Genomic DNA, 18,873 nt, shown 5'->3' with positions numbered 1-18,873 from the left:
TGGGGGGGGGGGCGGGCGGCGCTGGCGCGCCCCCCCCCCCCGCCACACGCACCGCCGTTTCCGCCCCCTCCACCATGCTGCGCATGGTCCCCCTCCCCCGCTGCGCAGGGGAGGATCGCAGCCTACTGACGAAGGTTCCGCGCCACGACATTGTTCGTGGCGCCGTCGCCGTCGTCGGCGCTGCTGCCCCAGGGATAGCCGCGATCCGCGCCGCAATAGGCGCGGCGGCCCTCACGCGAACCGACCACGACCAGTTGGGGGCGCAGCCGCGCGGCGCCGCTGAAGACATTGTCCGTGATCTGATTGTCCGACGGCGTCTGATGCCTGATCACGCCGCGTTCGCCGCAGTTGCGATAGAGGAAGACCCCGCCGCGTCCGCCGAGCGTGAAGCGGTTGCCGGTGATCCGGTTGCGAGCCGAGCCGTCGACCGCGACGGCTTCGCGCTGGGCCGCCACGGCGATGGCGTTGTTCTCGATCCGGTTGGCGGCGCTCTCGGCGTCGAGATAGAGGGCGGTCGCGTCGCTGCGGCCCGTCAGCGTCGAGTTCGTCAGGCTGAGCCGTGTCACGCCCGGCCCGACATAGAGGGGGATGGAGCCGGTCCCGACGATGGTCACCCGCTCCAGCGCGATATGAGTAGGCGCCGCCCCTTGCGCCGTCGCAACGTGGTCGGCCGTGCGTGACGAGGCGCGCAGGTCGTCATAGCGCCCGTCCGCCCCCATGCCCCAGACGCGCACGGCGCCGTGGATGACGCAGTTCTCGATGCGGATGTCGGTCGGACGGCTCCAGTGCGACGCCGAGACGCGGCGCGACCAGATGGCGATGGTTGGCCGACGCGTGGTGGTCGCGACGCCTGCTCGCCCGACCGCGCCGCCCTGGCAGTCCAGCCCGGCGCCGGAGGCCTCGGCGCCCTCGATCAGCAGGGGGCGGCGGATGGTCTGGCCCGGCGTCAGTACGGCGCGGCAGGTCAGGCGGTAGGGCGTCTCGGCCTCGGCGGTGAGGTCGCGCAGCTCGGCGGCGGTGCAGGGACGGGCGGCGGGCAGGGCCCAGGCGTCAGGCGCGGCAGTCAGCCACAGGGCCGCCAGCAGCGCCGTCATCAGGGCAGCGGCGTGGCCAGGGCGACGCGCTCGGAGGCGCAGCCCGGGTTGGTCAGGCCCGTCGCGCGCGCGGCGGCCAACTCGGTGCGGGCGGCGGCGAGATCAGCCTCGAAGCCTGGAGCGTCGGACGCGGCGTCGAACACCGCCTTGCCCAGCGTCTCGCCGGCGGCGACATCGCTGGGATAGTGCATGCCGCAGACCAGACGGCTAAGACCCATCTCATGGGCGGTGCGGCGCGCCTCGGTCGCGCGCTGCGGCTCCAGGGCGGCGAAGGCCTCGCCGTAGACAGTCGCGACCGTCGAACTGCCCGAGGGGTAGGAGGCGCTCTTGCGGCCCGCCTCGCTGACACGCTGGCAGGGGCGGCGCTCGGGGTCGTCGCCAACCGGGCGGGGGCGAAAGCCGCGCGCCTTGGCCAGTTCGGCGGCGGCGTCGGAATCATGGAACAGCCGCTGCATCAGCCGGTTCAGGTTCGGCGTCGTCGCAGAGCCGAGGCGGACGCCGAGGGTGCAGTCGAAGTGTTGCAAGGCCAGCGGCGGGCGCAGTTCGGCGTGGGCGGTGGCCAGAAGCCAGCGGTCGCTGTCTTCCAACGTCTTGAACCGGGCGGAGCGCGCCTTGTCGGCCAGGTCGGTCGGAGAGCCGGCTACAGGCGGCGGCGGCACGGCGTCGGCCAGGGCCTGGATCCGCGGCCCGCTGAGATAGCCCTTGGTTTCCGGCGTGGCGACGTGAACGGCCTGGGGCCGCAGGGCGGCCGGCGTTCCAGCGCAGGCCGACAGCAGGGCGCCGGCAGCGATCAGGCCAGCGGTCGCCTGGCGCATCAGACCCCGGCGCTCCAGGTCAATTGGACCGAGGTCAGACCGCCTTCATCGGGCGCGGCCACGACCTGCAAGGTGGCGCCGCTATCCTTGCGAGCGGCGGCGCCATAGGCGCGGGCCTCGCCCTGGTTCATGGCCATGACGGGCGCCAGACCGGCGGCCTCGGCGCGTTGGCGATAGAAGGCGATGACCGTGTCGGGCGTGGCGTCGGTCGTGAAGGTTATCAGGCCGCCCGGACCGGTCGGACCAGAGGCGACGGTGGCGGGGCCGTCGGCCTGAGCGCCGGGATAGAGAACGGCGAAAACCGGGGCTCCTTCGATAGCCGTAGCGTCAGGGCCGACGTCAGCCATAGGGGCGACGGCCGCGTCGCTGGGCGGGGATGCTTCGACAGGGGCGGTTTCGACCACGGGCGGCGGGCTGGCCTCCGGCGCAGCCTCGCTGCGTCCATCGCACCCAGCAAGACCCACCGTGAACGCCACGGCGACGGCTGCCACGCTACGCTTCATCCCGCCTACGTCCTTGAGACTGTTGAACTTGATCAGCACCGTGGCGCATCCGTGCGGCCGCAGCAAGGCGCTTCACCCGGTGGGAGCGTCAACATCGTCGCCGGGCTGGCCTGTCGACTTGCGGGCTTCGGCCGGACCGCCCGCCGGTTTGGACCCCTCATCCCTGGACCGGCGCCCTTCGGCGGCCAGAGCCTCGTTGATGACGTCCTGGTCCGGATCAATATCCGAGCCTGACGCCGAGCCACCCCGTAGTGATCCGGCGCGGGTGTCCGAACCCATGTCGGAACCATCCAGCGCCTTTTTCAGCGCATCCTCGGTGTGGCCCAGGTCAGGCTTCTCGCCCATGGCCGCAGCTTCACGGGCTTCTTCGGTTTCTGTCTTGGGGTCGGTCATCATCATCTCCTTGTTGCAGCAACAACGCGGGGGGACCGGGCGATGGTTCCGTCAAGAAAAGGGCCGAGGGATTGCTCCGTCGGCCCATGATCCGCAATCGGATTGATTTCTACTTCCCGAAGAGCTTGTTCCAGCGGCGCTTCTCGCGGGTCTTCCAGGCGCCCCGGTGATAGGCGTCCGAGCCGATCAGCGGCACGACAGTCGTGGCCTCGGCGAAGACCATTTGTTCGTGGGTGGTCTGGACCTTGCCCCAGGAGGCGGCCTCTTTCAGCGTCGAAGAGGAACAGGCGCCGTCGCGGACGTCGGCGACCGTGATCTGGACCGCATAACGGTGCATCTCGGCTTCCACGCCCAGGATCTCGGCGCAGACGACGGTGTCCTGGGCGAAGTTCTTCGGCACGCCGCCCCCGACCATGAACAGGCCCGTCACGCCGGCGGCGATCTTGATGTCGGTCAGTTCGCGGAAGTCGGCGATGGCGTCCAGCATCAGATAGGGCAGGCCGGCGGCGGCGCGCTCCTTCTGGTGCTTGACCAGGCCGAATCCGGCGGAGCTGTCGACGAAGGCCGGGCAGAAGATCGGCACGCCTTCTTCATAGGCGGTCTGGATCAGCGAGCCGGGCTTCTTGGCGTTGCCCTCGGACAGCCACTTGCCCATCTCCCAGATGAACTCGCGGCTGGAATAGCCGCGCGGCTCCAGCCGGTTGGCGATTTCCAGGATGGTGTGGTCGCAGGCCTGGAGCTCTTCCTCGTCGATATAGGTGTCGTAGATCCGGTCGATGTAGTTGTCGCGCAGGACGTTGTCGTCCACCTCGCCGGCGGCCTGGTAGTGCTTGAAGCCCAGGGCTTCGAAGAAATCCATGTCCACAATCGAGGCGCCGGTGGCGACGATGGCGTCCACCATGCCGAACTTCACCATGTCCCGATAAACATGCATGCAGCCGCCCGCCGAGGTGGAGCCGGCCAGGATCAGCCAGGGCGAGCAGTCCTTGTCCTCGATGGCCATGGAGAAGATGTCGGCGGCGCGGGCGGTGTCGCGCGAGCTGAAGCTCATCTTGCGCATGCTGTCGATGATCGGGCGGGCGTCAAAGCTGGTGATGTCGACATGCTCGACGACGTTCTGGAGCAGTTGCGCCTTGGTGTTGCTTTGGGCGGGAGCGTTCATTTCGGAGGGTAACCCTTGGATTTGAGCGCCCGTCGTCAAGAAAAAGCAGCGGCCCGGACGGAGCGACGGGCCGCTGCAATCATACCAACGTCCGAAGACGGTTTTGGGTCAGTCGATCAGCGCTTGCGCTTGCGCACGCCGGCCTTGCCCTTGGGGCGCGACAGGCGAACGATCTTGCGCGCAGCTTCCTCGGCCGAGGTGCGGACCGTCGGGATCGAGCGCGGCGCGAGGCCGTACATCGAGCCCATGGGCGCGTCCTCGACCACGGCGATCTCGTGTTCGCCATAGCCGTTGAAGCCCGTCGTCATGGCCACGCCATAGGCGCCCAGCATGCCGATCTCGATGAAATCGCCTTCCTGCACATCGGCCGGCAGCCAGAACGGGCCTGGCATATGGTCGATGCTGTCGCAGGTCGGACCGTAGAAGCGGAAGGGCTTCAGCTCCGACGCGGCTTCGGCGTCCCGGACCAGCTTGGTCGGGAAGGGCCAGCGCGAGTGGGTGGCGTCGAACAGCGAGCCGTAGGATCCGTCGTTCAGATACAGGGCGTCGCCCTTGCGCAGGTCCACGCGGCACAGCACCGATGACGACTCAGCCACCAGCGCCCGGCCGGGTTCGCACCACAGCTCGGTCGTTTCCGACACCGGCATCTCGTTGAAGCCGCGATGGATGGCGTCGGCGTATTCGCTCAGGTCCGGCGGAACCATGCCCGGGTAGACCGAAGGGAAACCGCCGCCGACATCGACGATGTCGACGAAGACGCCCGCCTTCTTGATGGCGCGGCCGACCTGCGACATCGCCGCTTCATAGGCCGAGGGCCGCATGCACTGCGAACCCACGTGGAAGCTGACACCCATCAGACCGTTCTGCACGGCCTGGCGCACAGCCAGCAGCAGGGCGGGGGCTGCGTCCGGCGTGACGCCGAACTTGCCCGACAGGGAATAGGCCGCGCCGTCCGCCGACACGCCCATGCGTACAACGAGGTTCAGGTCGTCGGCGCCGTCGGTGGCGTCGATGATCTTCTGCAACTCGTCATGGCTGTCGAGCACGAAGGTGCGCACGCCGTGGTCGGCGTAGGCCGCACGGATGGCGCCGCGGCTCTTGACCGGGTGCATAAAGGCCAGACGCGCATCCGGGCTGACCGAGCGGACCAGCTCGATCTCGGCCAGAGACGCCACGTCGAAGGCGTTGACGCCTTCCTCCACCAGGGTCTCGATGACCCAGCGCGAAGGGTTGGCCTTCACTGCATAGAAGACGTCGGCTTTTAGATTATCCTGGAACCAGCGCGCCGCTACGGAAACCGAACGCGGTCGCACGAGGGCGACGGGACGTTCAGGGGACCGCTCACGGACCAGGTCCAGGGGAAGTTGGTACGTGCGCAATTCACGTAACCCCCTGCTAATTGTTAACCCAGACCGGCGTTAGCAGCGCTTAACGGTTAGACCACGGGGTCCGCCGGAACGCGCGATGTAGGGATGCTGAACCGTCATGTAAAGCGGTAATTTCATGACCTGATCCACAGGGGAACGGGCGTAAAGGCCTCGCGCACTGGACGAAAACGACGCAGGCATGCCATTAAGACTTGTCGAAACGCGCGTGGCGCGTCATGCGGCGCCCCCTGTTGCAACCGCCACCCACGGGTTCATGAATCCTTCAACCGCCGCCGTCGCGTCCGTACGGGATGTGTCGAAGACCTACGGAGCCCGAAAGGCGCTCGACGGCGTGTCCGTCGAAGTGGCCGCCGGCGAGATGGTCGCCCTGATCGGTCCCTCTGGATCGGGCAAGTCCACCCTGCTGCGCTCCATCACCGGGCTGCATCCGATCGATCCCGGCAAGGGAACGATCCAGGTGTTCGGCGAGACCGTTCAGCAGAACGGCCGCATCACGGGCTCCGTGCGCCGGGCGCGCGGCAAGCTCGGCATGATCTTCCAGCAGTTCAATCTGGTGGGGCGTCTGTCTCTCTTCTCCAATGTCATGCTGGGCGCCTTGGGGCGTCTGGCGGGTTGGCGCGGCGTTTTCGGCGTCTGGCCCAAGGCTGACAAGGAAGGCGCCATGGCGGCCTTGCACCGCGTCGGCGTCTCGGAATACGCCGCACAGCGCGCAAACACCCTGTCGGGCGGCCAGCAGCAGCGCGGCGCCATCGCCCGCGCCATCGTCCAGGGCGCGCAAGCCATCCTGGCTGACGAGCCCGTCGCTTCGCTGGACCCCGTTTCGGCCCGCAAGGTCATGGAACTGCTGGTGGAGTTGAACAAGCGCGACGGCATGGGCGTGATCGTCACCCTGCACCAGGTCGACTACGCCATCCGCTACTGCAACCGCGTCATCGCCCTTCAGAAGGGCAAGGTGGTCTATGACGGCCCCTCGACCGGTCTCGACTCCAAGCGCCTGATTGAAATCTACGGTCCCGAGTACGAGGACGCGTTCTGGGAAGCCAAGGCATGACCCGCACCGCCATTACCCGCCGCCTTCTGGGCGTCGCCGCTGTCGCAGCACTGACCCTGGGCCTCGCGGCCTGCGGCAAGGGCGAAGAGACCAAGGCCGGCGGCGTTCCCGCCGAGATCACCTTCTCCATCCTGTCTGCCGAGGGGCAGGCTTCGTCGGGCCCCCTGTGGCAGCCATTGCTGGACGACATGTCCAAGGCGATCGGCGTGCCGGTGAAGCCCTATTTCGGCTCGAACTACACCGTCCTGGTCGAGGCCATGCGCGGCAATCACACCCAGGTCGGCTGGTTCTCGGCCAAGCCCGAGGTCGAGGCCATTGATCGCGCCAACGCCGAAGTCATCGCCCGCACGGTGAACCGTGAAGGACTGGATTCCTACCAGTCGACCCTCATCGTCAAGAAGGGTTCGGGCATCACGCTGGACAAGGTGATGGCCTGCGGCAAGCAGTACAATTTCGGCATCGGAGACGCCCAGTCGACGTCCGGCACCCTTGCGCCGATGACCTTCCTGTTCAATGCGCGCGGCGTCGTGCCGTCACAGTGCTTCAAGACGGTGCGCTCGGCCAATCACCAGGCCAACGCCTTTGGCGTGGCCACAGGCGTGATCGACGTGGCGACCTCTAACAGCGTCAACACTGTCTTCATCCGCCGCGAAAACCCGCAACTGGCCGATCAGATCGAAGAGATCTGGATTTCGCCGCCGGTCCCTGAAAGCGGCATCGTCGTGCGTGAAGACCTGGATCCTGCGCTGAAGGAAAAGATTCGCAGCTTCTTCCTGACCTATGGCCAGGGCGAAGGTCCTGAAGCCGAGCGTCAGCGCAAGGTTCTGGCCGGTCTGGAATATTCGCGCTTCGCCGCCGCCGACGACAGCTACCTGAATCCGATCCGCGAAATGATCGCCGACCAGAAGCGCGGCGACGCCGAAGCCAAGGGCGACAAGGCGGGCGCCGCCGCCGCCGCCGCCGAGCTTCAACGTCTCCGCAGCCTGCGTGAGGTCCAGCCTTGACCTCTGCTCCGCTGACGCCGCCCTCTTCGGCAACTGCGGCCGTCCCCGCGGCGCCGCAAAAGTCCGCCGTCTCCTGGGCGATGGACATCCTCGTCTGGGGCGGCGTGATCGCCGTCCTGCTCTACAGCATCGACGCCGTCGACCTGGGCAACATCTCGCGCCTGTTCTCGGGCAACGACAGCACCCGCCTGTTCGTCCACGACCTGCTGCGTCCGGACTTTTCCGAGTGGAAGATGTTCGTCGGCAAGATGTGGGAGACGGTTCAGATCGCCCTGTGGGGCACCTTCCTGGCGGTGCTGTTCGGCATTCCCCTGGGTCTGGCCGCGGCCCGCAACATGGCCCCGGCCTGGGTGGTGACCCCGGTGCGCTGGCTCATGAACCTGCTGCGCTCCGTGCCCGATCTGGTCATCGGCCTGCTGTTCGTCACCGCCGTGGGCCTCGGCCCCCTGGCCGGCGTCCTGGCCATTACGCTGAACACGGCCGGTGTTCTGGCCAAGCTGTTTTCGGAAGCCGTCGAGTCGATCGACAAGGGTCCGGTCGAAGGCGTGCGCGCCACCGGCGCGTCCAAGCTGCACGAGATCGTCTGGGGGGTCATCCCGCAGGTCGCCCCGCTATGGACCTCGTTCGCCCTCTATCGCTTCGAATCGAACAGCCGCTCAGCCACGGTCCTGGGTCTGATCGGGGCAGGCGGTATCGGGCAGGTGCTGTTCGACAGCATGAACGCCTTCAACTTCCGCGCGGTCTCGGCCATCGTCATCATCGTGGTCATCGCCGTGACCCTGATCGACAGCCTGTCCCAGGTCATGCGCAAGCGCCTGCTGTAGCGGGCGTTTGGCGCAGCGACCGCAAGGTTTGCTCTGACTGTCACAAAGGTCTGGCCGGACCGTCACACTCCGCTGCTCTAAAGCGTCGCATACTGACGACTTGGAGAGGTCCGGCCATGATCCGTTCCCTGAAACTCACCGCCTGCGCCGCCGCCCTGATGGCGTTGGCCGCCTGCGGCAACAACGAAGGCGGCGCCGCTCCCGGCAGCCAGAAGGCTCGCGCCGGCATCTGGGCCGCCGGCTCCTCGACTGTCTTCCCCTTCGCCACCCGTGTGGCCGAGAACTTCGCCCGCACCTCGGGCGGTTCGGCGCCGCGCGTTGAATCGCTCGGCACCGGCGGCGGCATCCAGGCCTTCTGCGCCGGCATCGGCCCCTCGACTCCTGACATCGCCAACGCCTCGCGTCCGATGAAGCAGGGCGAGTTCGACCGCTGCGTCGCCAACGGCGTCACCGACATCGTCGAGATCAAGATCGGCTTCGACGGCATCGTCATCGCCACCGCCCGCACCGGCAACAGCTTCAACTTCGAGCTGAACGACCTTTACGAAGGTCTCGCCAAGGAAGTCCCTGGCCCGAACGGAACCTTCGTCGCCAACCCGGCCACGACCTGGAACCAGGTCAACAAGAGCCTGCCGAACCAGCGTATCCAGGTCTACGGCCCGCCGCCCACCTCGGGCACGCGCGACGCCTTCCTGGAACTGGGCATGGCCCCCGGCGGCGAACTGGTCCCGGCCGTGGCCGCGCTGAAGGGCGACAAGACCCGCTTCGAAACCCTGACCCATACCCTGCGTGAAGACGGCGCCTGGGTCGATTCGGGCGAGAACGACAACGCCATCGTCCAGACCCTGACCCGTACGCCGGGCTCGCTGGGCGTGTTCGGCTTCTCCTTCCTGGAGCAGAACATGGACACGGTGAAGGCCGAGACCATCGACGGCGTCGCCCCCTCGGCCGACACCATCGCCGACGGCACCTATCCCCTGGCTCGGAGCCTCTACATCTACGTCAAGAAGGCCCACATCGGCGTGACGCCGGGCCTGGAGCAGTTCGTCCAGGAGTTCATGTCCGAGGGCTCCGCCGCGCGCGGCGGCTACCTGCAGGACCGCGGCCTGGTGCCGCTGCCGGTCGACCAGTTGACCGCCGAACGCGCCAAGGCCGCCGCCATGACCTCGATGGCCCGCCCGAACTAAGGGTTCGGCCAAGGTTGATAGGCAGACGCCCCGGACGATGACCGTCCGGGGCGTCTTGCTGTCGGGAACCTGGGTGGTGATGAAGCCTAGGCGGCCGCCTTGCGCCTTAGTCGGGCTATGCGACGCAGGCGGCGCCAAAAGCGGCCACGGGCGGGGTCGGGGTAGGGCTGCAGGTTCTCGACGAACTGCTCGGCTGAGGCCCGCCAGCTGAACTTCTCGGCGTAGGCGCGCACGTCCTTGCGATCCAGTTCCAGACATTTCAGGCAGGCGGTCTTCAGGTCGTCGTCGATAGCCCCGGCGTTCGAGCCGGGAATGATGTCGATGGGCCCGTGCGCCGGATAGGCGGCGACAGGCGTTCCGGCGCCCATGGCTTCCAGGATCACCAGGCCGAAGGTGTCGGTCCAGCTGGGGAAGACGAAGACGTCGGCGTCGGCGAAGCAGCGGGCCAGTTCGTCGCCGAAGCGGGCGCCCAGGAACTTGGCTTCGGGATACTTATCTTCCAACTCGGCGCGAGCCGGCCCGTCGCCGACCACGATCTTGGTCCCTGGCAGGTCCAGCTCAAGGAAGGTCTCGATGTTCTTCTCGACGGCCACGCGGCCGACGTTGAGGAAGAAGGGCCGGGGCCAGGCGTCGCCGCCCATCTCCTTGTAGATGGGCTCAAGGTCGGGGCGGAACAGGTCGGTGTCCACGCCGCGCGTCCACGGCGAGACATTGCGGAAGCCGTGCTCGACCAGTTCGTCGCGCAGGGTCGGCGTCGCCACCATCAGCCGGCCGGACGGCTTGTGGAACCACTTCATGTAGGCGTAGCCGACCTGAACCGGGATCGGGAAACGGGCCGAGACATATTCGGGGAACTTGGTGTGATAGCTGGTCGTGAATGGCAGCTTCCACTCCACGCAGATACGCCGCGTGGCGATGCCCAGCGGGCCTTCGGTGGCGATATGAACGGCCTCGGGTTCGAAGGCGCGCAGGCGTTCGCGAATCTCTTCTTCCGCGCCCAGGGCGAGGCGAATCTCAGGATAGGTCGGGCAGGGTATGGTCTTGAACTGGCTGGGTTCGATGACCTCGACCTCATGGCCCATGGCGCGGCATTCGGCCACGGTGCGGGTCAGGGTGCGGACGACGCCGTTGACCTGAGGCTCCCAGGCGTCAGTGACCAGAACAATGCGCATGAAGTCGAGTGGGCCCGGGCCGTTTCGCTGAGCCGGAAGTTCTAGCCGCTTCGCATGACGAAGGCGAGACGGGTTTACAGCGGCAGGACCGTCGTCGATTTCACCTCTTCGAGAACGGCATAGGTTCGCGTCTCGCGCACGCCGGGCATTCGCACCAGGATGTCGCCGAGGAAGACGCGATAGGCGTCCATGTCGGCCACCCGCGCCTTGATCAGATAATCGAAGCCGCCGGCGACCATGTGGCATTCCAGCACTTCGGCTTGATGCCGTACGGCCTGGGCGAAGGCGTCGAAGACGTCGCCCGTGGTCCGGTCCAGTTGCACCTCGATGAAGATCAGAAGCGCCCGCCCGGCCGAGGCCGGGTCGATCAGGGCCGCGTAGCCGGTGATGACCTTCTTGTCCTTCAGCCGCTTGACCCGCTCGAAGCAGGCGGCGGGCGACAGATTGCACCTTCGCGCCAGTTCCGCGTTGGAGATCCGGCCGTCGGTCTGCAGCACGCGCAGCAGACGCCGGTCTGTGTCGTCCAGAGTTTGCATGGTGGATGAGCCTTATGGCCGAAGGATCGCTGGTTCAGACGGTCATCATACAGTGCACATTCGGCCAAGTCCGCCATATATGCCGGAAATCGAAGGGCTTGATCCCAGGGTGAGATGATGACGCCGACCGACCTCAAGCACTGGGACGATCTGGACCGGAACAAGTTTCGCGACGAACGCGCCGTGGTGGCTGAACTTCTCGCCAACCCCGGCCTGACGACGGCCGAGCGCGCCGACGTCTTCCGCGACGCCGTCGCCCTGGTGGATCACGCTCGCCTCAGCCAGAAGAAGCAGGGCGTGGTCGAGAGCTTCCTGCAAGAGTTCTCGCTGGGCACCCGCGAGGGTCTGGCCCTGATGTGCCTGGCGGAGGCCCTGCTGCGCACGCCCGACGCCGACACCCGCGACCGCCTGATCGCCGAGAAGATCGGCTCCGCCGACTGGGCCTCGCACATGGGTCAGTCCGACAGCCTGTTCGTCAACGCCTCGACCTGGGGCCTGATGCTGACCGGCAAGCTGGTCGATGTCGATGATGAGGCGAAGACCGACCTCTCGGGCTTCCTCAAGCGGATCGCCGGGCGTCTGGGCGAGCCGGTCATCCGCCAGGCCGTGGCCACCGCCGTCAAGATCATGGGCGAGCAGTTCGTGGTCGGCCGCACCATCGAGGGCGCGCTGAAGCGCTCGGACCGCGAAGGCTGGCTGTGCAGCTTCGACATGCTGGGCGAGGGCGCTCGCACGACCGCCGACGCCGAGCGCTATGAGAAGATCTACGCCGACGCCATCGAGGCAGTGGGCAAGACCAGCGAGGGGCAGGGCCCCGAAGCCGGCCACGGCGTTTCGGTCAAGCTGTCGGCCCTGTCGCCGCGCTATGAGGCGACGCAGGAAGAGCGCGTGTGGGAAGAGCTCTATCCCCGCATCCTGCGTCTGGCCCTGATCGCCGCCAAGTACGACATCAACTACACCATCGACGCCGAAGAGGCCGACCGTCTGGCCCTGTCGCTGAAGCTGCTGGAGCGGCTGGCCCGCGAGCCGGCCCTGGGCGACTGGAAGGGTCTGGGTCTGGCCGTTCAGGCCTATCAGAAGCGCACGACGGAGACGGTGCAGAAGCTGGCCGACCTGGCCAGGTCCTCGGGCCGTCGCCTGATGGTGCGTCTGGTCAAGGGCGCCTATTGGGACACCGAGATCAAGCGCGCCCAGGTCATGGGCCGCACCGACTATCCGGTCTTCACCACCAAGCCCGCGACCGACCTCAACTTTCTGGTCTGCGCCAGGGCCCTGATCGAGGCTTCGCCCTACGTCTACGCCCAGTTCGCCACCCACAACGCCCATACCCTGGCTGCGGTGCGTCGCATGGCTAGAGACCGCAACGTGGTCATCGAGCACCAGCGCCTGCACGGCATGGGCGAGGCCCTGTATGACGCCGCGCACGAGGCCTGGGCCGACGAGCAGGTCATCGTCCGCGCCTACGCCCCCGTCGGTGGCCACGAAGAACTGCTGCCCTATCTGGTGCGCCGCCTGCTGGAAAACGGCGCCAACTCCTCCTTCGTCCACGCCCTGCTGGACGAGCGCGTTCCGGCGACCGCCGTCGCCGCCGACCCCATCACCGCCGTCGAGGCCCAGCCCGACCGCCACCCCAGGATTCCGGTTCCCATGAACATCTACGGCGATCGTCAGAACTCCCTCGGCCGCGACTATTCGCAGGCCGCCGACCGTGAACGCCACGCCAAGGCCTTGGAGCGCGTCGACAGCGAGAAGCTGACGTCCGGCCCCATCATCGGCGGCAAGCTGAAGGCCGGCGTGAACCCGCAGGACGTGACCAATCCCTTCGACCGTTCGCAGGTTCTGGGCCACGTCTCGGAAGCCTCGGTCGAGGACGTGGACGCCGCCGTCATGGCCGCTGCTAACGCTCAGGTCGCCTGGGACCGCATCGGCGGCGCCGGCCGCGCTCCGATCCTGCGCGCCATGGCCGACGCCCTGGAAGCCGACATGGACCGTCTGGTCGCCCTGCTGTCGCGTGAAGCGGGCAAGACGCTGAACGACGGCGTGGCCGAGGTGCGCGAAGCCGCCGACTTCTGCCGCTACTACGCCCTGCTGGCCGAGCGCGACTTCGGCGGCGCCCAGACCCTGAAGGGCCCCACCGGCGAGACCAACCAACTGGTCCTGCATGGCCGCGGCGTCTTCGCCGCCATCAGCCCGTGGAACTTCCCCCTGGCCATCTTCACCGGCCAGATCGCGGCTGCGCTGGCCGCCGGCAACGCCGTGGTGGCCAAGCCCGCCGAGCAGACCCCGCTGATCGCCGCAGAGGCCGTCCGCCTCTTCTACAAGGCCGGTCTGAACCCCGACCTGCTGGCTCTCGTGCCCGGTCGCGGCGAGATCGTCGGCGCGGCCCTGACTGCCCATCCGGGCATCGACGGCGTGGCCTTCACCGGCGGCACCGATACCGCCTCCGCCATCAACCGCGGCCTGGCCGCGCGCGCCGGCGCCATCATCCCCTTCATCGCCGAGACCGGCGGCCTGAACGCCATGTTCGTGGACACCACGGCGCTGAAGGAACAGGTCATCGACGACGTCATCCTGTCGGCCTTTGGCTCGGCCGGTCAGCGCTGCTCGGCCCTGCGCATCCTCTATGCGCCCAGGGAAGCCGCCGACGCCCTGATCGAGGGCCTGAAGGGCGCGCTGGCGACCCAGGTGATCGGCGACCCGACCGGCCCGACGACCGACATCGGCCCCGTGATCGACGCCGAGAGCCGCGCCAATCTCGAAGCCCACGTCGAACGCCTGTCCAAGGAAGCCAAGATCGTCGCCCGCGCCGAACTGGCTCCGGGTTCGGAAAAGGGCGACCTGTTCGCCCCGACCATTGCCGAGATCCCGACCCCGGACTTCCTCGAGCGCGAGGTCTTCGGCCCGATCCTGCACGTCTATCGCTATGACTCGAAGGACCTGAAGTCGGTCGCCGCCAAGCTGGCCGCGCGCGGCTATGGCCTGACGCTGGGCGTCCACAGCCGCATCGAGGCCTTCGCCGACGAGGTCGTGCGCCTGGTCCCGGCCGGCAATGTCTATGTGAACCGCTCGATCATCGGCGCCGTCGTCGGCGTTCAGCCCTTCGGCGGCGAAGGCCTTAGCGGCACCGGCCCGAAAGCCGGCGGCCCCAACAGCCTGATCCGTTATGCAGCGGAGAAGGCCATCAGCGTCAACATCGCGGCCCAGGGCGGGGATCCGGCGCTGCTGAATCTGTAGAAGGGGGCGCGCCTAGAGCGCGCTCCGCAACACGCTGCGAAGATATTGACCATAGGCGCTCTTGCCGAGCGCTTGGGCCAGGATCTCAAGTTGGGCGGCGTCGATGAAGCCTTTTGAGAAGGCGATTTCTTCGGGGCAGGCGATCTTGAAGCCCTGACGTTTTTCAAGGACGCGGACAAACTCTGCGGCTTCGACCAGGCTGTCGGGCGTGCCTGTGTCCAGCCAGGCGTAGCCACGCCCCATGATCTCGACCGACAGCTTGCCGCGCTCGAGATAGACTCGGTTGACGTCGGTGATCTCCAACTCGCCGCGTGGCGACGGCTTCAAATCGCGCGCGATGTCGATGACGTCGCTGTCATAGAAGTAGAGGCCGGTCACAGCCCAGTGGGACTTGGGCGCCGACGGCTTCTCTTCGATAGAAAGCGCGTGCATTTCTGCGTCGAACTCGACCACGCCGTACCGTTCGGGGTCATGGACGTGATAGGCGAACACTGTCGCACCTTCTTGGCGCCGCATGGCGCTGGTGAAGAGTTCGGTGATGCCGTGGCCGTAATAGATGTTATCGCCCAGGATCAGGGCGGAGGGACTGTTTCCAACGAAGTCGGCGCCGATGATGTATGCTTGGGCCAGGCCATCGGGGCTAGGCTGGACCGCATACTGGATTTCCATGCCCCATTGGGATCCGTCGCCGAGCAAGGCCTGGAAATTGGGCGTGTCGCGCGGAGTGGAGATGATCAGCACCTCGCGGACGCCTGCCAGCATCAGGGTCGACAGCGGATAGTAGATCATCGGCTTGTCGTAGACGGGCATCAACTGCTTGGAGGTGACAAGCGTCATGGGGTGCAGGCGCGTGCCCGATCCTCCGGCGAGAATGATGCCCTTCATGCGAGGGTCCTTTCGGCATTGAGTTCGGCGACGATCTCCGCGACGGCGTCCTGCCAGGCGCGAGGGACCACGCCATAGTCGCGAGTCAGCTTGGTCGTCATCAGACGGGAATTGGCCGGTCGTCGGGCCGGCGTCGGATAGTCAGCGGTCGGGATGCCCTCGACGGCGGCTGACGGGCCGCCGGCTACGGCGCTGGTCGCGAAAATTTCGCGCGCCAGCCCCGCCCAGCTGGTTTCGCCGGCGTTGACGAAGTGGAAGACGCCGACAGGCGCCCGGTCGTCGTCGATCATCCGCAGGGTGATGGTCTTTAGCGCGGCCGCGATGTCCCGGGCCGACGTCGGGCAGCCAAACTGATCTTCAACGACCCTTAGGGCGGGCCGGTCCGCGGCGAGGCGGAGCATGGTCTTGAGGAAGTTGGTGCGATGGACGCTCAGCACCCAGGCCGTGCGCAGCACCACCGAACGGGGGTTGCCGCTGCGGACCGCCAGTTCGCCGGCCAGCTTGGAGGCGCCGTACACGCCGAGCGGGCCGACGGAATCCTCTTCGACATAGAAGCCTTCTCCCGAGCCGTCGAACACATAGTCGGTCGAGACCTGCACCAGCGGCACGCTGGCCTCGCGCGTCACCTCGGCCAGGACGGCCGGGCCCATGGCGTTCGCAGCGAAGGCTGCGGCGACATCCGTTTCCGCCCTGTCCACGGCGGTGTAGGCGCCGGAGTTGATGACGGCGGCGAAGGTCGTTCGGGCGAACGCCGCCCTGACCGACTCGATGTTCGCCAGATCCAGATCATCGCGCGAGGGCGTGTGCAGGACGACGTCCTCTGGCCATCCGGCGGCGGCGAGCTCCAGTCCGACCTGACCCGCGCCGCCTGTCACCAGGATGTGAATCGGATCAGCCATTGGCCACGCCCAGACGCTGGGTCGCGTAGCGAGCATCCAGAATATCTTGCCACCAGGCCTGGTTTTCCAGATACCAGCGCACGGTCCGGGCAATACCCTCTTCGAAGGTCACCGAGGGTGTCCAGTCCAGATCCGCGCCGATCTTGGAAGCGTCGATGGCGTAGCGCTGATCGTGGCCCGGGCGGTCGGCGACGTAGGTGATCTGGTTGGCGTAGGCCTGGCCGTCGTCGCGCGGGCGGAGCTGGTCCAGGATTGTGCAGATCGCTGTCACGACATCGATGTTTTTCTGCTCGGCATTCCCGCCGACATTGTAAGTCTGACCCGGCTGGCCCTTTTCGAAGACCGCCTGAAGCGCGCGCGCATGGTCATCCACAAAAAGCCAGTCCCGCACGTTGCTCCCATCGCCGTAGACGGGCAGGGGTTCGCCGTTCAGGGCCCGGATGATGATCAGGGGGATCAGCTTTTCCGGGAAATGATACGGACCATAGTTATTCGAGCAGTTGGTCACCAGCACCGGCAGGCCGTAGGTGTGACCCCAGGCGCGCACCAGATGGTCCGAGCCTGCCTTCGACGCCGAGTAGGGCGAGCGAGGATCGTAAGGCGTCGTCTCGGTGAAGAAGCCTTCCTCGCCCAGCGAGCCGAACACCTCGTCCGTCGAAATGTGGTGGAAGCGGAAGGCCGCCTTCCGGGCTTCGGGAAGGTTGCGCCAATATCCCAGCGCCTGGTTCAGCATGACGAACGTGCCAACGAGATTGGTCTGCACAAACTCGCCCGGCCCGTCGATCGAACGATCTACATGGCTTTCCGCAGCTAGATGGGCGACGACGTCCGGCTGAAACTCCTGCAGGGTTCGAGCGACCATCTCGGCGTCGCAGATGTCAGCTTGGACGAAGGTGTAGCGGTTGCTGCCGGCGGCGGGTTCCAGCGAGCTGAGCAGACCCGCGTAGGTCAGTTTGTCGAAGACCAGCACCTCATGATCGGTGTGTTCAATCAATCGCCGCACTAACGCTGAGCCGATGAAACCGGCGCCGCCGGTGACCAGAATTCTCATGAAAACTCGCAATTTGGACGATCGCTTGTCAGGAAAGGACGATCAGCCTCACACTGATTCTGGGCAAAGATCGGCCGCTCTGCAACTGCCTAGTGGCTCAATGTCACGTCGACGCCTTGCCGCCGTCCGCGCGCAACCCTAGAAGGAAGCTGATCATGCCAGGCCGTAGCGCTCTTGGGCGCTACTGAACGAGACCTCAATTCATGACTGAATCGCCCGTATTCCTGCTGACGCCCCGTCGCTTTGAAGACGCGCGCGGTTGGTTTTCTGAAACCTATTCGCAGGCGTCGATGGCGAAGTTCGGAGTGAATGAGACCTTTGTTCAGGATAACCAGTCTTTCTCGCGACAGACGGGCACCGTCCGGGGTATTCACTTTCAGCGCTCTCCCCACGCTCAAGCTAAACTCGTGCGGTGCGTGCGCGGGTCCTTGATCGATTACGCCGTCGATCTCCGGCGCCAGTCGCCGACCTTCGGACGGTGGGTTTCGGTCAGGCTCAGCGCTGACGGCGGCGAGCAGTTGTATATTCCCGTGGGCTTCGGGCACGCCTTCGCCACGCTCGAGCCGGACGTCGAGATCGCTTACAAGGTGACGGACGTCTACGCACCGGACTGCGATGGCGGCGTGCGCTGGAACGATCCGAAGCTCGCCATCGAATGGCCTCTTCCGGCGAGCGGGGCGGTGCTGTCGGACAAGGATGCCGTCCTTCCCACCCTGGATGAGCTTGATGTTGATTTCGCCTACGACGGGCGGCCGCTTCTTCCGCTTGCAGTCTGATCGGCTGCACCATCGTTGTTGGATGGCGCGGGCAGCGTCTAGGGTCGAGAGCCAAAACAGCCTTGGCGCGTTCGCCTGCAATGACGCGGGTTTCGGCGGCGTGAAAGCGGCAAGGTTATGATGTTCAAAACGATTTCCCAAAACGCGACGATCGTGATCTCCCTGATGTTGCGGGAGATCATCACGCGCTACGGCCGCCGCGGGCTGGGCTTTCTGTGGCTAATCGGCGAGCCGCTGCTGTTCACAGGTGCGGTTATCCTCCTGTGGTCGTTCATCAAGGCACCTTATCAGCACGGCATTCGTCTCGCTCCCTTCGTCATGACGGGCTACATGGCGTTGATCATGTTCCGGCACATGGTGAGCTATTCCATGGGAGCGATTTCAGGGAACCTGGGCCTTCTTTTTCACCAGAAAATCAAAATATTGCACGTCTACTTGGCGCGGTTCTTTCTGGAACTCGGCGGAACGACGCTAGCCTTCCTGATCGTCTACGCGGTGTTGATGGCTTTTGGTCAGGTGACCTGGCCGATTGACCCCCTGCTGCTTTACTACGGCTGGATATCGCTCTTCATCCTATCGATCGGCATCGCCCTCGTGGTCAGTGCGCTCGCCATGGAATTTGATGTCGTAGAACGTATTGTCCCGGTGCTCATGTATGCGGTTTTGCCGTTCTCCGGCGCCTTCACCATGGCGGCTTGGCTTCCTGCCAAGTACCGCGAAATTTACCTCGCCGTCCCCATTCCTCACACCGTTGAGATGATGCGCGCAGCCATTTTCGGCGAGTTTGTTGAAACTCACTACGACCCGCTCTATCCCCTGTTCTGGGGTGGGCTGCTTGCCGTCCTGGGCTTGATCATGATTTCGAGAGCCAAGGAACATATTGATGCCGACTAAACCTC

Annotated in this window: 18 protein-coding genes; 7 read left to right on the top strand and 11 right to left on the bottom strand. The window is 66.1% G+C overall.

Annotated elements, in window-relative coordinates; genetic code table 11:
• Window positions 1-122: 122 nt before the first annotated feature.
• From ACOZBP_RS16110 to ACOZBP_RS16085, 6 genes are all read right to left on the bottom strand, one after another.
• On the bottom strand, window positions 123-1,094 hold the full coding sequence (locus ACOZBP_RS16110) for a right-handed parallel beta-helix repeat-containing protein (protein ID WP_422677339.1): 972 nt from the start codon (window positions 1,092-1,094) through the stop codon (window positions 123-125).
• Window positions 1,094-1,909, bottom strand: a complete 816-nt coding sequence (locus ACOZBP_RS16105; RefSeq protein ID WP_422677338.1) for a phosphatase PAP2 family protein — start codon at window positions 1,907-1,909, stop codon at window positions 1,094-1,096. The genes ACOZBP_RS16110 and ACOZBP_RS16105 overlap by 1 nt, the downstream gene beginning before the upstream one ends.
• A complete protein-coding gene (locus ACOZBP_RS16100; RefSeq protein ID WP_422677337.1) occupies window positions 1,909-2,478 on the bottom strand; it encodes a hypothetical protein in 570 nt (189 codons plus the stop codon). Before ACOZBP_RS16100 ends, ACOZBP_RS16105 begins: the two co-directional genes overlap by 1 nt.
• 6 nt (window positions 2,479-2,484) lie before the next feature.
• Window positions 2,485-2,805 carry a ribonuclease gene (locus tag ACOZBP_RS16095; protein ID WP_422677336.1) on the bottom strand — a complete coding sequence of 107 codons (321 nt, stop codon included), beginning with the start codon at window positions 2,803-2,805 and terminating at the stop codon, window positions 2,485-2,487.
• 109 nt (window positions 2,806-2,914) lie between these two features.
• On the bottom strand, window positions 2,915-3,967 hold the full coding sequence (locus tag ACOZBP_RS16090) for a 1,9-bis(guanidino)-5-aza-nonane synthase (RefSeq protein WP_422677335.1): 1,053 nt from the start codon (window positions 3,965-3,967) through the stop codon (window positions 2,915-2,917).
• A 116-nt stretch (window positions 3,968-4,083) separates the two neighbouring features.
• Window positions 4,084-5,346 carry a type III PLP-dependent enzyme gene (locus tag ACOZBP_RS16085; RefSeq protein ID WP_422677334.1) on the bottom strand — a complete coding sequence of 421 codons (1,263 nt, stop codon included), beginning with the start codon at window positions 5,344-5,346 and terminating at the stop codon, window positions 4,084-4,086.
• Between the two features lie 262 nt (window positions 5,347-5,608).
• On the opposite strand from ACOZBP_RS16085, the gene phnC reads away from it, so the two are divergent.
• From phnC to ACOZBP_RS16065, 4 genes are all read left to right on the top strand, one after another.
• Window positions 5,609-6,406 carry a phosphonate ABC transporter ATP-binding protein gene (gene phnC / locus ACOZBP_RS16080; protein ID WP_422677333.1) on the top strand — a complete coding sequence of 266 codons (798 nt, stop codon included), beginning with the start codon at window positions 5,609-5,611 and terminating at the stop codon, window positions 6,404-6,406.
• Window positions 6,403-7,410: a phosphate/phosphite/phosphonate ABC transporter substrate-binding protein gene (gene phnD / locus ACOZBP_RS16075; protein ID WP_422677332.1), complete on the top strand. Its 1,008-nt coding sequence runs from the start codon at window positions 6,403-6,405 to the stop codon at window positions 7,408-7,410. Before phnC ends, phnD begins: the two co-directional genes overlap by 4 nt.
• Window positions 7,411-7,490: 80 nt before the next feature.
• Entirely contained in the window at window positions 7,491-8,234 is a 744-nt protein-coding gene (phnE, locus tag ACOZBP_RS16070; RefSeq protein ID WP_422677342.1) for a phosphonate ABC transporter, permease protein PhnE, read from the top strand.
• 116 nt (window positions 8,235-8,350) lie between these two features.
• Window positions 8,351-9,421: a substrate-binding domain-containing protein gene (locus tag ACOZBP_RS16065; RefSeq protein ID WP_422677331.1), complete on the top strand. Its 1,071-nt coding sequence runs from the start codon at window positions 8,351-8,353 to the stop codon at window positions 9,419-9,421.
• Between the two features lie 86 nt (window positions 9,422-9,507).
• Here the strand turns inward: ACOZBP_RS16065 and ACOZBP_RS16060 are convergent, their stop codons facing one another.
• Complete coding sequence (locus ACOZBP_RS16060) at window positions 9,508-10,593, bottom strand: glycosyltransferase family 4 protein (protein WP_422677330.1); 1,086 nt, start codon at window positions 10,591-10,593, stop codon at window positions 9,508-9,510.
• A gap of 74 nt (window positions 10,594-10,667) precedes the next feature.
• Window positions 10,668-11,129 carry an Lrp/AsnC ligand binding domain-containing protein gene (locus ACOZBP_RS16055; RefSeq protein ID WP_422677329.1) on the bottom strand — a complete coding sequence of 154 codons (462 nt, stop codon included), beginning with the start codon at window positions 11,127-11,129 and terminating at the stop codon, window positions 10,668-10,670.
• Window positions 11,130-11,246: 117 nt separating this feature from the next.
• Here ACOZBP_RS16055 and putA point away from each other — a divergent pair, with 117 nt between their 5' ends.
• Window positions 11,247-14,363 carry a bifunctional proline dehydrogenase/L-glutamate gamma-semialdehyde dehydrogenase PutA gene (gene putA, locus ACOZBP_RS16050; protein WP_422677328.1) on the top strand — a complete coding sequence of 1,039 codons (3,117 nt, stop codon included), beginning with the start codon at window positions 11,247-11,249 and terminating at the stop codon, window positions 14,361-14,363.
• Between the two features lie 12 nt (window positions 14,364-14,375).
• On the opposite strand, the gene rfbA is transcribed toward putA, so the two are convergent.
• The 3 genes from rfbA to rfbB are packed head-to-tail and all read right to left on the bottom strand — an operon-like array spanning window position 14,376 to window position 17,198.
• Entirely contained in the window at window positions 14,376-15,248 is an 873-nt protein-coding gene (gene rfbA / locus ACOZBP_RS16045; RefSeq protein ID WP_422677327.1) for a glucose-1-phosphate thymidylyltransferase RfbA, read from the bottom strand.
• The gene (gene rfbD / locus ACOZBP_RS16040; protein ID WP_422677326.1) at window positions 15,245-16,147 is read right to left on the bottom strand and encodes a dTDP-4-dehydrorhamnose reductase; all 903 of its coding nucleotides are present in this window, start codon (window positions 16,145-16,147) and stop codon (window positions 15,245-15,247) included. The genes rfbA and rfbD overlap by 4 nt, the downstream gene beginning before the upstream one ends.
• Window positions 16,140-17,198, bottom strand: coding sequence for a dTDP-glucose 4,6-dehydratase (gene rfbB / locus ACOZBP_RS16035; RefSeq protein WP_422677325.1), 1,059 nt, complete (start codon window positions 17,196-17,198; stop codon window positions 16,140-16,142). The genes rfbD and rfbB overlap by 8 nt, the downstream gene beginning before the upstream one ends.
• 203 nt (window positions 17,199-17,401) lie before the next feature.
• Between rfbB and rfbC the strand changes: the two genes are divergently transcribed.
• Both rfbC and ACOZBP_RS16025 read left to right on the top strand, forming a co-directional pair.
• On the top strand, window positions 17,402-17,974 hold the full coding sequence (gene rfbC, locus ACOZBP_RS16030; RefSeq protein ID WP_422677324.1) for a dTDP-4-dehydrorhamnose 3,5-epimerase: 573 nt from the start codon (window positions 17,402-17,404) through the stop codon (window positions 17,972-17,974).
• Between the two features lie 117 nt (window positions 17,975-18,091).
• On the top strand, window positions 18,092-18,868 hold the full coding sequence (locus ACOZBP_RS16025) for an ABC transporter permease (protein WP_422677323.1): 777 nt from the start codon (window positions 18,092-18,094) through the stop codon (window positions 18,866-18,868).
• The last annotated feature ends 5 nt before the right edge of the window (window positions 18,869-18,873 follow it).

It is taken from the genome of Brevundimonas sp. NPDC058933, assembly GCF_049315965.1.
GTDB lineage: Bacteria > Pseudomonadota > Alphaproteobacteria > Caulobacterales > Caulobacteraceae > Brevundimonas.
This window is presented reverse-complemented; position numbering and strand designations above follow the sequence as displayed.